Raw genomic sequence first — 14,397 nt, 5'->3', positions numbered from 1 at the left:
AACAATGACAATATCAATTTCAAAGTTCAAATTTGAAACTTGTAATTGCTATTGATTTTTGTAATTGAACTTGACTTTTGAACTTGTAATTGAACTTGAAAAATGTATAATCCACCAGCAAATATTGATGCTTTAATCTCGCAAGCCGAAGAAGAACATTTGTACTTTAAATTGATTGAACAAGTCAATAAAGATTTTGCTTTGGCGAATGAATCTTTAGATGTGCCAGCGAGTATTTTTCCTTTTGAATTTAAGAATTTGGTTCAAGAAAAAATTTACAAACTCATTCAATATAAATTTGCTGAATACTTGAATTTACTCTATATTATTGATGTTCCAGAAGAACAAATCAAAAAATTAGATGGTTCTGATTTGGTTGAATTATCGGAACAAGTTGCTTTTTTGGTCTTAAAACGCGAGTGGCAAAAAGTGTGGTTTCGGAATAAGTATTAAAAATAAATTCTCACAAAAGGCATAAAAGCTTCAGCATAAATATTGTCTCTGTCTTTGTGCAAAAGATTGTATCGAATTCCAATAGTTACATTTTCATTACGATATCCAGCTCCAACAAACAAAGCGGTATTCCAAAAATCTTGAGAATCGCTTCCAAATGAATCATTAAAAGTTCTGTTCACTCTTAATTGCTCTAATTCGGTTGAAATTTGTAATTCTTCGATGGGATTAAACAACGCCACTACACTGCCACCATACATATTCGCTTTGTATAAATCGCGTTGTTTTACATAGTTGTATTGCACGCCTAAACCTGCTGAAACATATTGATTAAAGTTGTAAATAGCACTTGGTGCCACCATAATATCGGCATAACCATTGCCGAATCCTAAGCCTAAACCTCCACCAAATTGAACATGGTTCCAAAAATCACTTTTTGTTTTCATTTCGGTGTTTTCTTGTGCATAAATTTCTGAATTAAATCCAAATAAAACCACAATGGCCAACAAAAATGTTAAATTTATTACGAAATTCTTTTTCATAAATCAATTTTAAAAAAATTAATGTTATAAAAGTATAAAAATCCTTGAAAGATTATTATAAAATGTTTTACTTTTGCGTAAATTTTAATTAATAGGTCTTACCGACAACACACTATGGATAGGTTTTCCTTTTTAAACGCTGCACATACTGCATTTTTTGCAGATTTATACGAACAATATTTACAAAACCCGGATAGCGTAGAGCCAAGCTGGAGAAGTTTTTTTCAAGGATTTGACTTCGCGCAAGCGGGTTATGGTTCTGAAGAAGTTGCCGCACAAGTAGTTCAAGTAGCTTCGGGTGCTTCAGGAGAAATTTCTGAAAAAATGCAAAAAGAGTTCAATGTTCTTAAATTAATTGAAGGATATAGAACACGTGGTCATTTATTTACAAAAACAAATCCAGTTCGAGATAGAAGAGTTCACGGACCTTCATTAGCACTTGAAAATTTTGGTTTATCTCAAGCCGATTTGAGCACGGTTTTTGATGCGGCTAAAATGGTTAATATGAAGCCAAGTCCATTGGCAGATATTGTTAAGCATTTAGAAAACGTGTATTGTCAATCTATCGGAGTTGAGTTTATGTACATTCGTGAACCGAGAATTCAAGAATGGATTAAAAATAGGTTAGATATTAATGATAACCAACCAAGTTTTTCTTATGACCAAAAGAAAAATATTTTAAGAAAGTTGAATGAAGCGGTTTCTTTCGAAACATTTTTACACGCTAAATATGTTGGTCAAAAAAGATTCTCTTTAGAAGGTTGCGAGTCAACAATTCCTGCTTTAGACGCACTGATTGAAACAGCTGCAGAAAAGGGTGTGGAGCAATTTGTAATGGGAATGGCTCATCGAGGTCGTTTGAATGTTTTAGCAAATATATTTGGTAAAAACACACAGAATATTTTCTCAGAATTTGATGGTAAAGATTATGACGATGATATGTATTTTGATGGGGATGTTAAATACCATTTAGGATTAACTTCAGATAGATTAACAGATTCGGGAAAAAAAATAAATCTAAATTTAGCACCAAATCCTTCACACTTAGAAACAGTTGGTGCCGTAATTGAAGGAATTGCTCGTGCAAAACAAGATTCATTTTACAAGGATGATATTTCGAAAGTTTTACCAATTGCAGTTCATGGAGATGCCGCTGTTGCAGGACAAGGTATTGTATATGAAATTATACAAATGGCAAAATTAGACGGTTATAAAACAGGAGGAACTATTCATCTAGTTATTAATAACCAAGTTGGATTTACAACGAATTATTTAGATGCACGTTCATCTACTTATTGTACTGATATTGCAAAAGTAACTTTATCACCAGTTTTACACGTAAATGCAGATGACGCAGAAGCAGTTGTTCATGCGATGTTATTTGCGTTAGATTATAGAATGGAATTTGGTTCGGATGTATTTATCGATTTACTAGGATACAGAAAATATGGTCATAATGAAGGTGATGAACCTAAATTTACACAACCAATTTTATATAAAGCAATTTCTAAACATAAAAATCCTAGAGATATTTATGCAGAAAAATTAATTCAAGAAGGAATTATTGATGCAAATTATGTAAAAGAATTAGAAGCAAAATACAAGGCAAAATTAGATGAGAATTTAGAAGAATCTCGTAAAAAAGATTTAACCGTTATTACACCATTTATGCAAAATGAGTGGATTGGTTTTGAGCAAGTTTCTGATAGTGGAATGTTAAAAAAATACGACACAACATTTGATCAAAATAAATTAACTGATATTGCAAAAACAATATGCGAACTACCATCTGATAAAAAATTCATTAGTAAAATCACAAAAATTATTAAAGATCGAAATGATATGTATTTTGAGAATAATAATTTAGATTGGGCAATGGGAGAATTATTAGCCTATGGTTCATTAATTAGTGAAGGATATAATGTTCGTATTTCTGGACAAGATGTTGAAAGAGGAACATTCTCCCACAGACATGCAGTTGTAAAAGTTGAAGATTCTGAAGAAGAAGTAATTCTTTTAGATAAAATAAATGATAAAAAAGGTGATTTTTATATCTATAATTCACACCTTTCAGAGTATGGTGTAGTTGGTTTTGAGTATGGTTATGCATTAGCATCTCCAAACACTTTAACAATTTGGGAAGCGCAATTTGGAGATTTTTCTAATGGTGCTCAAATTATGATTGACCAATACATTTCGGCAGGTGAAGACAAATGGAATAACCAAAACGGATTGGTTATGTTGTTGCCACACGGATATGAAAATCAAGGAGCAGAGCATTCATCTGCACGTATGGAGCGATATTTACAAATGTGTGCAAAACACAATATGTATGTTGCAGATTGTACTACGCCTGCAAACTTTTACCATTTGTTAAGAAGACAAATGAAAACCAAGTTTCGTAAGCCGTTAATCGTTTTTACGCCGAAAAGTTTATTGCGTCACACATTAGCAGTTTCTACTAAAGAAGAATTAGCTACAGGTCAATTCCAAGAAATCTTAGATGATCCAAATGTAACAGACAAAAAGGCGATTAAAACATTAGTATTGTGTACAGGTAAAGTATACTATGATATTATTGCACAAAGAGAAGAATTAGGTAGAAACGATGTGGCGGTTGTTCGTTTAGAACAATTATTCCCATTAGCAGTTGACCAAATCAAAGCCATTATCGACAGTTATCCAAATGTAGATGATTATGTTTGGGCACAAGAAGAACCTAAAAACATGGGAGCTTATTCATATATGTTAATGAATTTTGATCTTGTAAAATTAAGATTAGCTTCGCCAAAAGCATATAGTGCACCAGCAGCTGGAAGTTATGAGCGTTCTAAAAAACGTCAGAAAAATGCTATCGCTATGGTATTTGATAAAACATTATTTCAATAAAAATAAAAACAGATAATAGTTTAGGTTTAAGACTAACACAACTTTTAAACTTCTAAACTTATTTTAAACTTTTAAACTAAAAAACATGATTTTAGAAATGAAAGTCCCTTCTCCAGGGGAATCAATTAAAGAAGTAGAAATTGCTACATGGTTAGTACAAGATGGTGATTATGTAGAAAAAGACCAAGCGATTGCTGAGGTTGATTCAGACAAAGCAACATTAGAATTGCCAGCTGAAGCAAGTGGAATCATTACATTAAAAGCAGAAGAAGGTGATGCAGTAGCTGTTGGTGCTGTAGTTTGTTTAATCGATACAGGTGCAGCAAAACCAGAGGGTGGTGCAGCTCCAGCTAAAGAAGAAGCAAAAGCGGTTGAAGCTCCAAAAGCTGAGGCTCCAAAAGTAGCTCCAGTAGCAGAAAAAACATACGCAACTCAAGCGCCATCTCCAGCAGCTAGAAAAATATTAGACGAAAAAAACATTGAGCCTTCTGCAATTGTAGGAACAGGTAAAGGTGGAAGAATCACTAAAGATGACGCTGTAAACGCAGTTCCATCAATGGGAACGCCAACAGGTGGAAACCGTGGTTCAGAAAGAACAAAACTTTCTATGTTACGTAGAAAAGTAGCAGAGCGTTTGGTTTCGGCTAAAAACGAAACAGCAATGTTAACTACTTTCAATGAAGTAGACATGACGGCTATTTACGCTTTACGTGATCAATATAAAGAAGAGTTCAAAGCGAAACATGGTTTAGGATTAGGCTTCATGTCGTTCTTTACAAAAGCAGTAACTCGTGCTTTACAATTATATCCAGATGTAAACTCTATGATTGATGGTCAAGAGAAAATTTCTTATGACTTCTGTGATATTTCAGTAGCGGTTTCTGGTCCAAAAGGATTAATGGTTCCTGTAATGAGAAATGCAGAAACATTATCGTTCAGAGGTGTTGAAGCAGAAATCAAAAGATTAGCTATCAGAGCTCGTGACGGACAAATCACAGTTGATGAAATGACAGGTGGAACATTCACAATTTCTAATGGTGGTGTTTTCGGAAGTATGTTATCTACACCAATTATCAATCCGCCACAATCTGGTATTTTAGGAATGCACAATGTGGTAGAAAGAGCTATCGTTAAAAACGGTCAAATTGTAATTGCTCCAGTAATGTACGTTGCCTTATCATACGACCACAGAATCATCGACGGGCGCGAGTCAGTCGGATTCTTAGTTGCAGTTAAAGAAGCATTAGAAAACCCAACAGAATTATTAATGGGTGGAAATGTGAAAAAAGCGTTAGAATTATAATTAGTTAAATATCCTGCAAGGTTTCTAAAACCTTGTAGGTATAAATATAGAATCCTAAATTCGTAAGAGTTTGGGATTTTTCTTTTTAAATTTATTCAAATTTTTTAATCTGTGTTACAAAAAAAGACAAAAGAGGTTTGAGAATAAAAGTTTGATTTTCAAATATTGATTTTGATTTTTGAGATTGAACTTGTACTTGAACTTGTTTCACTTCAAATACAAACAATGATTGCTATAATCAATAATCGCTTTTCCTTTTAGTAAAATATCAGCACCAATAATGCCATCAACGGGTTTGGTTTTGTATTGAGTTAAAGCTTCATTCACATGACTCATGTCAAAAACAATAAGATGGAATTTTTTGTTTTTCCATCTTCCAAATTGAATTTGGTTATTCCTTGCTAATTGCGTTTCAATTCCAGTAGCGCCAGCACCAGCGGCTTTAGTCTCAGAAAATTGGGCATCTAATTTAAACTGTTCAATACTTTCAAATCCTACACAACTATTACTCGCTCCAGTATCTAAAATAAAGTTGCCTTTAATGCCATTTATTTTTCCTTTGATTAATAAATGTTGGGTTTTTAGCACCGTGAATTTTATCTTTTTATATTTTTTTCCTTTTAAAAAGTCTTGCAAATCTTCCATGAATCAAAAATAAACTAAAATTTATGATTTATGATTAACAATTTTAGATTTCAGAATATAACTTTGCACCACAATTCGAAACTTTAAAACTCGCAACATTGAACATGCAATTAATCCTTACCGATACACATACTCACTTATATTCAGAAGAATTCGATCAAGATCGCAACGAAATGATGAAAAGAGCCATCAACGCTGGCGTTTCTCGTTTTTTTGTTCCTGCTATCGATTCTAATTATACAGCTAAAATGTACGAATTAGAAAAGCAATATCCCGAAAACGTGTTTTTAATGATGGGATTGCATCCAACGTATGTGAAGGAAAACTATTTGGAAGAATTAGCGCATGTGGAAAAAGAATTGGCTTCGAGAAAATTTTATGCCGTTGGAGAAATCGGAATCGACTTGTTTTGGGATAAAACGTTTTTGAAGGAACAACAACATGCTTTCAAACACCAAATCCAATTAGCAAAAAAATATAAATTAGGAATCAATATTCACTGTCGTGATGCTTTTGATGAAGTTTTTGAGGTTTTGGAAAGCGAAAAAGCCCCTGATTTATTCGGAATTTTTCATTGTTTTACGGGTGATTTGGGTCAAGCCCAAAGAGCAATTTCGTTAGGAATGAAACTTGGAATTGGAGGTGTTGCTACTTTCAAAAACGGAAAAATTGACCAATTTTTAAATGAAATCGATTTGAAACAGATTGTCTTAGAAACAGATTCGCCTTATTTAGCGCCAGTTCCATACAGAGGAAAACGAAACGAAAGCAGTTATACCTTATTAGTTGCACAAAAGTTAGCTGAAATTTATCAGTTGTCTGTAGAAGAAATTGCAAAAATTACAACAGAAAATTCAAAACAAATTTTCGGAATTTAATCTAAAATCAAACACCAATTCATAAAATTTTTGTTCTTTTGTGAATTGATTTCAAAAAAACTATGTCAAAATTCGATTCTATTCGCCCGTATTATGATTCAGAAGTTAACGAAGCCATAAAGTCTTTGTTGCATCACCCTATGATGAAGGCCATGATGGATTTTACTTTTCCAGAAATGGAGGAAGAAGAATGGAAATTGCAATTGAGTAGAACGCATTCTATTCGCGATTTTCAAGTTAATTTTGTGTATCAATCCATTCAAAGAGTTTTAGAGAGAAGTTCGGAAGGACTTACCACTTCGGGTTTTGAGAAATTAGAACCTAATACTTCGTATTTGTTTATTTCCAATCACCGTGATATTATTTTGGATACTTCTTTGTTGAATGTTTCATTAATTGATCATGGATTAGTGATGACGGCTTCGGCTATTGGAGATAATTTGGTACAAAAAGATTTCCTTTTGAAATTATCGAAATTGAACAGAAATTTTTTAGTTCAAAGAGGATTATCGCCTAGAGAATTATTACAAAGTTCAAAATTGATGTCAGAATACATGTGTCATTTATTGTCAAAAGAAAATCGTTCGGTTTGGATTGCCCAACGCGAAGGAAGAACCAAAGACGGTAACGATGCCACGCATCAAGGTGTGTTGAAAATGGTAGGAATGGCAAACGACGAGGAAAAAGGAATGGACTTCTTTAAGAAATTAAAAATTGTTCCAGTTTCTATTTCGTACGAATATGATCCAACTGATGCTTTGAAAATGCCTCAATTAATAGCGCTTTCAAAAGACGAAGTATATATTAAGGAGAAAAACGAAGATTTTATAACACTATTAAGTGGAATCATCGGGCAAAAGAAACGCATTCACATTCATGTGGGCGACGTTTTAGAAAAGGAATATGAAAAAATTAAAGCGGAAACCGATAACAACAACAAGCAAATTCAAGCTTTGGCTCAAGTAATTGATGATTCAATTCTTCAGACTTATAAATTGTGGCCAACGAATTTTATTGCTTACGATATTTTATACAAAACAACTCGATTTGAGCATTTGTACAACGAAAAAGAACGTCAATTGTTTGAAAGAAGATTAGAAATGCGAATTGATGCCGATAATGAAACCATGAGAGAAGGTTTCTTGGCAATGTACGCTAATCCGGTTGTGAATAAATTGAAATATACTAATGACATCTCATAAACCAAAAATACTTTTAATTTACACCGGTGGTACCATCGGAATGGTAAAAGATTTTGAAACAGGAGCCTTGAAAGCTTTTGATTTTAATGAGTTGTTAAGCCGAATTCCCGAATTACATTTATTAGATTGTCAAATTGAAACCATTTCGTTTGATGTGCCTATCGATTCTTCAAATATGAATATTTCCAATTGGCAAAAAATGGCCAAAATTATCGAGGAAAATTATTCAAAATTTGATGGATTTGTAGTTTTACATGGTTCGGATACGATGTCGTATAGTGCTTCAGCATTGAGTTTTATGTTAGAAGACTTAACAAAACCAGTTATTTTTACAGGTTCGCAATTGCCAATTGGGGATTTACGTACGGATGCTAAAGAAAATTTAATCACAGCTATTCAAGTAGCTACACTTCAAGAAAATAAAAAACCGGTAATTCAAGAAGTATGTTTGTATTTCGAATATAAATTATATCGCGGAAATCGTACCACAAAAATCAGCGCCGAACATTTTAATGCTTTTACATCACCAAATTTTCCTGAATTGGCGGAATCAGGAGTGCATTTAAAGGTAAATAATGATGTTATTTTAAGACAAAAGCCAACTACAAAGCTAAAAGTACATACCGATTTTGATGACAATGTGGCTATTTTAAAGATTTTCCCAGGTATTAATCAACATGTTTTAAATGCTTTTTTTGCCATTCCTAATTTAAAAGGAATTGTTTTAGAAACGTATGGTTCAGGAAATGCACCCACAGAAGAATGGTTTGTGCAAACATTAGAGCATGCAATTCATAATAATATACATGTTATTAACGTTACACAATGTAGTGGAGGAAGTGTTTCGATGGGAAATTACGAAACCAGTACACAATTAAAAAATATAGGAGTAATTTCAGGTAAAGACATTACTACTGAGGCTGCTATCACTAAATTGATGTATCTCTTAGGTCAAAAAGTATCAAATAATGTTTTTAAGACCATATTTGAAACGGGAATCCGAGGAGAAATGTTATAAAAATAACGTTTAAAATTTTTATACATGAGTTTTTTTGCGTTATTTAGCACCCTTAAAATCGAGTATTGTTTCAATAGAGAGGTGGCCGAGTGGTCGAAGGCGCACGCCTGGAAAGTGTGTATACTCCACAAGGGTATCGAGGGTTCGAATCCCTTCCTCTCTGCAGAATGATATTAATTTTAAAATTTTATAAATATTTTTATATCTTTAAACCCAATTAACTAATTAAATTTAAGAACAAAAGCGATGAAAAGATTATTTTCTATTTTAGCAATCACGGGGCTTATGACTTTTGGAAATGTTCAAGCTCAAGATTCAACTCAAGCAGCAGCTCCTGCTACAGAACAAGTAGCTGATACAACTGCAACAGAAGCAACAACTGATGAGGCAGCAGCAACAACAACTGACGAAGCTGTAGCTGAAGAAGTTACTTTTACACAAGGAATGAAAAAACGTTTTATTGAAGGTGGTCCTGCTTTCATGGGAATTGTATTAATCTGTTTAATTTTAGGTTTAGCAATTGCAATTGAAAGAATCATCTATTTAAACTTATCTTCTACAAATTCTAAAAAATTAATTAGTGAAGTAGAAATCGCTTTAAATTCAGGTGGAGTTAATGCTGCTAAAGAAGTAGCTAGAAACACAGCTGGACCTGTAGCGTCAATTTTCTACCAAGGTTTAGATCGTTATTCTCATGGTTTAGATTCAGCTGAAAAATCAATCGTAGCTTACGGTGGTGTTCAAATGGGTCAATTAGAGAAAAACGTTTCTTGGATTTCATTATTTATCGCTTTAGCACCGATGTTAGGGTTCATGGGAACTGTTATCGGGATGATTGAAGCGTTTGACCAAATTCAGTCTGCTGGATCTATGGAGCCATCATTAGTTGCTGGAGGTATTAAAGTAGCCTTATTAACAACAGTATTCGGTCTTATCGTTGCTATTATTTTACAGGTTTTCTATAACTATATTACAGCTAAAATCGATTCTATCGTTAACGATATGGAAGATGCATCTATCTCTTTAGTAGATATGTTATCTGATTACAGCAAAAAATAATTAATAAATATATAACTGTTATGAATTTACACAAAGTAACAAAAATAGCAGCTATTGTAATTTCAATATTAAGTTTAGTTGCCTTAGGAGGCTTAATGGCTACAAGCGATAGCGAAGACAATAGTTGGATTTCTCCTCTTATATATTTATCTTATGTAATTCTACTTGCTTGCGTAGTAGTAGTTTTAATTTATGTATTTAAGAATTTATTCTCAAATAAAGAGAATTTAAAGAAAACACTTATTTATATAGGTGTATTCTTCGGAGTAGTATTAGTTTCATTTATTTTAGCCGATGGTACAGAAATTAAATCAGCTTCAAATGAAATTATTGCTTCAGAAAGCACATCTAAATGGGTTAGTACTGGTTTAAATACATTTTATTTATTAGCTCTTGTAGCAATTGGTACTATGTTTTGGACAGGATTTAACAAAATTAAAAAATAATTATGGCTAGAAAAGGAAGAGGTTTACCACCTGAAGTAAATGCCGGATCAATGGCAGATATCGCTTTCTTACTACTGATTTTCTTCTTGGTAACTACCACTATTGGAGTTGACCAAGGGATTAACAGACTCTTGCCTCGTTATGAAGAGAACCCACCAGTTCCACCTATTAATGATAGAAATATTTTAACAGTTTTAGTTAATAAAGACAACCAACTTCTTGTTGAAGAGAAATTAGTTGAAATTAAAGACCTGAGACAAACTGCTATAGATTTTCTTGAAAACAATGGTAAAAATATATGTGCTTATTGTAATGGAAAAAAAGATCCAAATTCTTCAGACAGTCCTGTTGATGCGGTTATTTCATTAAATAATGACGGGCAAACATCTTATGAAACTTATATTGCTGTTCAAAATGAATTAGTTGCAGCTTATAATTTCTTAAGAAATAGAGAATGTAAGAAACGTTACGGTATGACTTTTACAGAAATGGAATACATTTATAGTGATCCAGCTTCTAAAGCAACCGAAGGTTTAGTAGAGGATTTAGAACCAAAAGTAAAAAAGATTCAAGAAATGTTTCCTATGAGACTTTCTGAAGCTGAGCCAAAAAAATAATTAATATAATATTAAGTAAGTATGTCTAAATTTAAAAAGAAAAAATCGGGAGATTTACCTGCTATTTCAACTGCATCTTTGCCAGATATTGTATTTATGCTTTTGTTCTTCTTCATGACGGCTACTACTATGAAAGATAGTGACTTAAAAATTGAAAATACATTACCAAAAGCGAATCAAACCGCTAAATTGCACAAAAAGCAATATGTAATGTATGTTTATGCTGGAAAACCAAGTTCGAGATATCGTGCCTCTCTTGGGTCTTCAGATCGTATTCAATTAGCTGATAAAATGGCTTCACCAGCCGATATCAGAAACTTTATTATTTCAGAAAGAGCACAACGTAACTCTGAAGATGAAAAATACCTTACTACTTCATTGAAAATTGATAAACAAGTGAAAATGGGTTTAGTAAGTGCTATTAAATTAGAATTACGTAAAATAGATCAATTAAAAGTAAATTATACAACAACACAGGGAAATCCTGTTGAATAGTATTTTTATCTTATAAATTAAAAGGTACGCTATTGCGTGCCTTTTTTTATTATTTTTATAAAAAAATATAATGCGATTATTTGTATCCCTTTTTTTTCTGCTCAACATAACAATTGGTTTTTCACAATTTGAGACAAAACCTGTTGCGGATTCTCTTTTTAGAGAAGATCAGTTCTATGTTTCTATTTCTTATAATATCTTACAAAAAATCCCTGAAAACTTTAAGCAATACTCATTTTCTACTGGTATTTCTGCTGGATTTTTAAGAGATTTTCCAATATCTAAAAATTGCCATTGGGCAATAGCTCCAGGAATAGGTTATTCATATAATGATTTAAAGCAAACAATTGATTTGTCTGTTGTTACCAATGATCCTGATTTTAAATTGGTTAAAAGTAGTATCTATTTGCACTATGTTGATATTCCTTTAGAAATTCGTTGGAGAAATGCAACTCCTAATAGTCATAAATTTTGGAGAATTTATGGTGGTTTCGTAACTAGTTATTTGATTAATGGAAATTTTAAATTTGAAAGTGATACAGTTTCAGGAAAAGAAAATTTAAATGCTATTTTAAATAAATTTCAATATGCAACCTATCTAACTTTTGGGTTTAATACCTGGAACGCATACATTCATTATGGTTTAAATCCATTTATAGATGAAAATAAAACTGCTTCAGAAAACAATGTTACATCTTTAAAGGTTGGACTAATGTTTTATATCTTATAACCAATACTGATACAAAAACACTTGTGGTCCGGCTCCTATAATAATTCCTGCAATAAGTTCGGTGTACGTATGTGCTTTCATGTATAAGCGAGAAGAAGCTACTAAACCAATGCAAACAATACAAAAAGCAATAAGGTTTACAAAATGCAATTGGTAATACATGCTTAAACCAAAAATAAAGCACGTTAAAGCACTAATTCCTATCATGTGCAAACTTGCCTTGAATTTTAATATAACGCTCGCTAAAACGATTATACTGCTTAAAAATCCACCAAGGAAAAAGAAATACAATTCAGCAACAGAATCTTGTGAAACACTAAATTTTATTAGTACAAACAACAAAATTGCTTGTACTGCAATAGGCATTTTTCTCTCGCTAATACTGGCTTCTGTAAACGAGCTAACTACACCTAACGATCTAAATAAAAAATACATCGATAATGGCAATAACAAAGTAAGGATTGTTACTTGAATTAATGTTACGATGATTTGCGAATTGTAGTAAAAAGAATTGGCAATTAAAAAGAAAAATAAAGTACCATAAATTGAAACAAATATGGGATGAAAAATATACGAAAAAACAGGTAATATTTTTTTTAAATCCATAATTACACTGTTAGATTTTCTTTCTCAAACGAGCTACTGGAATATCTAATTGTTCGCGATATTTCGCGATTGTTCTTCGGGCAATTGGATAACCTTTTTCTTTTAAAATTTCAGCTAATTGATCGTCTGGTAGCGGTTTTCTTTTATCTTCTTCCGAAATTACTTGTTGTAAGATATTTTTAATTTCAATAGTAGAAACTTCTTCTCCTTGGTCGTTCGTCATTGATTCACTAAAGAATTCTTTGATTAATTTCGTTCCGTAAGGAGTATCAACATATTTACTATTTGCTACACGAGAAACCGTTGAAATGTCTAAACCAACCATATCAGCAATATCTTTCAGAATCATCGGGCGAAGTTTAGTTTCTTCTCCTTCTAAAAAGTATTCTTGCTGATAAAACATAATCGCATTCATGGTCACATATAAGGTTTCCTGACGCTGTTTAATCGCATCAATAAACCATTTTGCCGAATCTAATTTTTGTTTGATAAATTGAACCGCATCTTTCTGAGAAGTCGATTTTTCAGAAGTGTCTTTGTAACTTTGCAACATTTCTTGATAATCTTTAGAAACGTGTAATTCTGGAGCATTTCTTCCGTTTAATAGCAATTCTAATTCGCCATCAACAATTCGAATCGTAAAATCGGGAACAATGTGTTCTACCATTTTCTGATTGCCGTCAAAACTACCTCCTGGTTTCGGATTTAGTTTTTCAATTTCGTCAATGGCTTTTCTTAATTGTTGTTGCGAAACATCAAATTTTTGCAATAATTTATCGTAATGTTTTTTACTAAATGCATCAAATTGCTGTTCAATAACTTGAATGGCTAAATTGATAGAATCCGACGGTGTTTTGTGTTTTAATTGCAACAACAAACATTCTTGTAAATCGCGTGCTCCAACTCCAGCAGGTTCTAATTCTTGTACCAAATGCAAAATACGTTCAACTGAAGCTTCATCGGTATAAATACCTTGGGTAAAAGCCATGTCGTCTACAATATCTTGTGTAGTTCTTCTGATGTAACCCATATCGTCAATACTTCCTACTAAAAATTCGGCAATATCGCGTTCGTCATCACTTAAAATAAATGTATTTAACTGATTGATTAAATCTTGATGAAAACTAACAGGCGCAGCAAACGGAAGTGATTTGTCATCATCGTCATCGCTGTAATTATTAGTTTGATATTTGTAATCGGGCGTTTCGTCGTTACTTAAATATTCATCGATGTTGATATCTTGTGCGTCGATATGGTCGTTGTCATAATCGTCGTAATCGTCATCGTTTGTGTTTACTTCGTAATCATCTGCTTCGTAATTATCTTCTTTGCTGCTTTCTTCCAAAGCAGGATTCTCAACCAATTCTTCCTGAAGACGTTGCTCAAATGCTTGCGTAGGCAATTGAATTAACTTCATCAACTGAATTTGTTGAGGCGATAATTTTTGAGATAATTTGAATTGTAAACTGTGTTTTAACATAACAACTTAATAATAATGACACTATTCTGTTTAA

15 protein-coding genes and 1 tRNA gene are annotated in these 14,397 nt (G+C 32.6%); 12 read left to right on the top strand and 4 right to left on the bottom strand.

The features are described 5' to 3' along the window. Positions 1-102: 102 nt before the first annotated feature. Positions 103-453: a hypothetical protein gene (locus GFJ94_RS08900; RefSeq protein WP_153201197.1), complete on the top strand. Its 351-nt coding sequence runs from the start codon at positions 103-105 to the stop codon at positions 451-453. On the opposite strand, the gene GFJ94_RS08895 is transcribed toward GFJ94_RS08900, so the two are convergent. Continuing rightward, a complete protein-coding gene (locus GFJ94_RS08895; RefSeq protein ID WP_153201196.1) occupies positions 450-995 on the bottom strand; it encodes a hypothetical protein in 546 nt (181 codons plus the stop codon). The two genes, GFJ94_RS08900 and GFJ94_RS08895, sit on opposite strands and share 4 nt — an antisense overlap. Positions 996-1,109: 114 nt before the next feature. Between GFJ94_RS08895 and GFJ94_RS08890 the strand changes: the two genes are divergently transcribed. Together GFJ94_RS08890 and odhB are read left to right on the top strand one after the other, a co-directional pair. Continuing rightward, positions 1,110-3,884 carry a 2-oxoglutarate dehydrogenase E1 component gene (locus GFJ94_RS08890; protein ID WP_153201195.1) on the top strand — a complete coding sequence of 925 codons (2,775 nt, stop codon included), beginning with the start codon at positions 1,110-1,112 and terminating at the stop codon, positions 3,882-3,884. Between the two features lie 85 nt (positions 3,885-3,969). After that, positions 3,970-5,187 carry a 2-oxoglutarate dehydrogenase complex dihydrolipoyllysine-residue succinyltransferase gene (gene odhB / locus GFJ94_RS08885; protein WP_153201194.1) on the top strand — a complete coding sequence of 406 codons (1,218 nt, stop codon included), beginning with the start codon at positions 3,970-3,972 and terminating at the stop codon, positions 5,185-5,187. Positions 5,188-5,394: 207 nt separating this feature from the next. Here odhB and GFJ94_RS08880 read toward each other — a convergent pair whose 3' ends face one another. Further along, a complete protein-coding gene (locus GFJ94_RS08880) occupies positions 5,395-5,832 on the bottom strand; it encodes a retropepsin-like aspartic protease (RefSeq protein WP_153201193.1) in 438 nt (145 codons plus the stop codon). Positions 5,833-5,936: 104 nt separating this feature from the next. On the opposite strand from GFJ94_RS08880, the gene GFJ94_RS08875 reads away from it, so the two are divergent. From GFJ94_RS08875 to GFJ94_RS08835, 9 genes are all read left to right on the top strand, one after another. After that, positions 5,937-6,710 carry a TatD family hydrolase gene (locus tag GFJ94_RS08875; RefSeq protein WP_203228651.1) on the top strand — a complete coding sequence of 258 codons (774 nt, stop codon included), beginning with the start codon at positions 5,937-5,939 and terminating at the stop codon, positions 6,708-6,710. Positions 6,711-6,772: 62 nt separating this feature from the next. Beyond that, positions 6,773-7,912, top strand: a complete 1,140-nt coding sequence (locus GFJ94_RS08870) for a 1-acyl-sn-glycerol-3-phosphate acyltransferase (protein WP_153201191.1) — start codon at positions 6,773-6,775, stop codon at positions 7,910-7,912. Continuing rightward, positions 7,899-8,930 (top strand): asparaginase, encoded by a 1,032-nt coding sequence (locus GFJ94_RS08865; protein ID WP_153201190.1) that lies wholly within the window; start codon positions 7,899-7,901, stop codon positions 8,928-8,930. The genes GFJ94_RS08870 and GFJ94_RS08865 overlap by 14 nt, the downstream gene beginning before the upstream one ends. 75 nt (positions 8,931-9,005) lie before the next feature. Next, a tRNA-Ser gene (locus tag GFJ94_RS08860) sits at positions 9,006-9,093 on the top strand. Positions 9,094-9,176: 83 nt separating this feature from the next. Then, positions 9,177-9,989: a MotA/TolQ/ExbB proton channel family protein gene (locus tag GFJ94_RS08855; protein WP_153201189.1), complete on the top strand. Its 813-nt coding sequence runs from the start codon at positions 9,177-9,179 to the stop codon at positions 9,987-9,989. Positions 9,990-10,009: 20 nt separating this feature from the next. Continuing rightward, positions 10,010-10,435, top strand: a complete 426-nt coding sequence (locus GFJ94_RS08850) for a hypothetical protein (RefSeq protein ID WP_153201188.1) — start codon at positions 10,010-10,012, stop codon at positions 10,433-10,435. A gap of 2 nt (positions 10,436-10,437) precedes the next feature. Continuing rightward, the gene (locus tag GFJ94_RS08845) at positions 10,438-11,052 is read left to right on the top strand and encodes a biopolymer transporter ExbD (protein ID WP_153201187.1); all 615 of its coding nucleotides are present in this window, start codon (positions 10,438-10,440) and stop codon (positions 11,050-11,052) included. Between the two features lie 21 nt (positions 11,053-11,073). Next, positions 11,074-11,547, top strand: coding sequence for a biopolymer transporter ExbD (locus GFJ94_RS08840; RefSeq protein ID WP_153201186.1), 474 nt, complete (start codon positions 11,074-11,076; stop codon positions 11,545-11,547). Positions 11,548-11,617: 70 nt separating this feature from the next. Continuing rightward, the gene (locus tag GFJ94_RS08835) at positions 11,618-12,277 is read left to right on the top strand and encodes a porin family protein (RefSeq protein WP_153201185.1); all 660 of its coding nucleotides are present in this window, start codon (positions 11,618-11,620) and stop codon (positions 12,275-12,277) included. On the opposite strand, the gene GFJ94_RS08830 is transcribed toward GFJ94_RS08835, so the two are convergent. Further along, entirely contained in the window at positions 12,272-12,883 is a 612-nt protein-coding gene (locus GFJ94_RS08830) for a hypothetical protein (RefSeq protein ID WP_153201184.1), read from the bottom strand. The two genes, GFJ94_RS08835 and GFJ94_RS08830, sit on opposite strands and share 6 nt — an antisense overlap. Positions 12,884-12,893: 10 nt before the next feature. After that, positions 12,894-14,363 carry an RNA polymerase factor sigma-54 gene (gene rpoN, locus GFJ94_RS08825; RefSeq protein ID WP_153201183.1) on the bottom strand — a complete coding sequence of 490 codons (1,470 nt, stop codon included), beginning with the start codon at positions 14,361-14,363 and terminating at the stop codon, positions 12,894-12,896. Positions 14,364-14,397: the final 34 nt, after the last annotated feature.

This window comes from Flavobacterium sp. LMO8, assembly GCF_009495755.1.
Lineage (GTDB): Bacteria > Bacteroidota > Bacteroidia > Flavobacteriales > Flavobacteriaceae > Flavobacterium.
Note: the sequence above shows the minus strand (reverse complement) of the source record. Positions and strands in the feature narration are given on the sequence as shown.

Bases quoted from the DNA above. Each gene is read 5' to 3' on its own strand.
- GFJ94_RS08865 (WP_153201190.1), top strand. From the start codon at position 7,899: ATGACATCTCATAAACCAAAAATACTTTTAATTTACACCGGTGGTACC.
- GFJ94_RS08875 (WP_203228651.1), top strand. From the start codon at position 5,937: ATGCAATTAATCCTTACCGATACACATACTCACTTATATTCAGAAGAA.
- GFJ94_RS08855 (WP_153201189.1), top strand. From the start codon at position 9,177: ATGAAAAGATTATTTTCTATTTTAGCAATCACGGGGCTTATGACTTTT.
- GFJ94_RS08890 (WP_153201195.1), top strand. From the start codon at position 1,110: ATGGATAGGTTTTCCTTTTTAAACGCTGCACATACTGCATTTTTTGCA.
- GFJ94_RS08895 (WP_153201196.1), bottom strand. From the start codon at position 995: ATGAAAAAGAATTTCGTAATAAATTTAACATTTTTGTTGGCCATTGTG.
- GFJ94_RS08835 (WP_153201185.1), top strand. From the start codon at position 11,618: ATGCGATTATTTGTATCCCTTTTTTTTCTGCTCAACATAACAATTGGT.
- GFJ94_RS08845 (WP_153201187.1), top strand. From the start codon at position 10,438: ATGGCTAGAAAAGGAAGAGGTTTACCACCTGAAGTAAATGCCGGATCA.
- GFJ94_RS08830 (WP_153201184.1), bottom strand. From the start codon at position 12,883: ATGGATTTAAAAAAAATATTACCTGTTTTTTCGTATATTTTTCATCCC.
- GFJ94_RS08880 (WP_153201193.1), bottom strand. From the start codon at position 5,832: ATGGAAGATTTGCAAGACTTTTTAAAAGGAAAAAAATATAAAAAGATA.
- rpoN (WP_153201183.1), bottom strand. From the start codon at position 14,363: ATGTTAAAACACAGTTTACAATTCAAATTATCTCAAAAATTATCGCCT.
- GFJ94_RS08900 (WP_153201197.1), top strand. From the start codon at position 103: ATGTATAATCCACCAGCAAATATTGATGCTTTAATCTCGCAAGCCGAA.
- GFJ94_RS08870 (WP_153201191.1), top strand. From the start codon at position 6,773: ATGTCAAAATTCGATTCTATTCGCCCGTATTATGATTCAGAAGTTAAC.
- GFJ94_RS08840 (WP_153201186.1), top strand. From the start codon at position 11,074: ATGTCTAAATTTAAAAAGAAAAAATCGGGAGATTTACCTGCTATTTCA.
- odhB (WP_153201194.1), top strand. From the start codon at position 3,970: ATGATTTTAGAAATGAAAGTCCCTTCTCCAGGGGAATCAATTAAAGAA.
- GFJ94_RS08850 (WP_153201188.1), top strand. From the start codon at position 10,010: ATGAATTTACACAAAGTAACAAAAATAGCAGCTATTGTAATTTCAATA.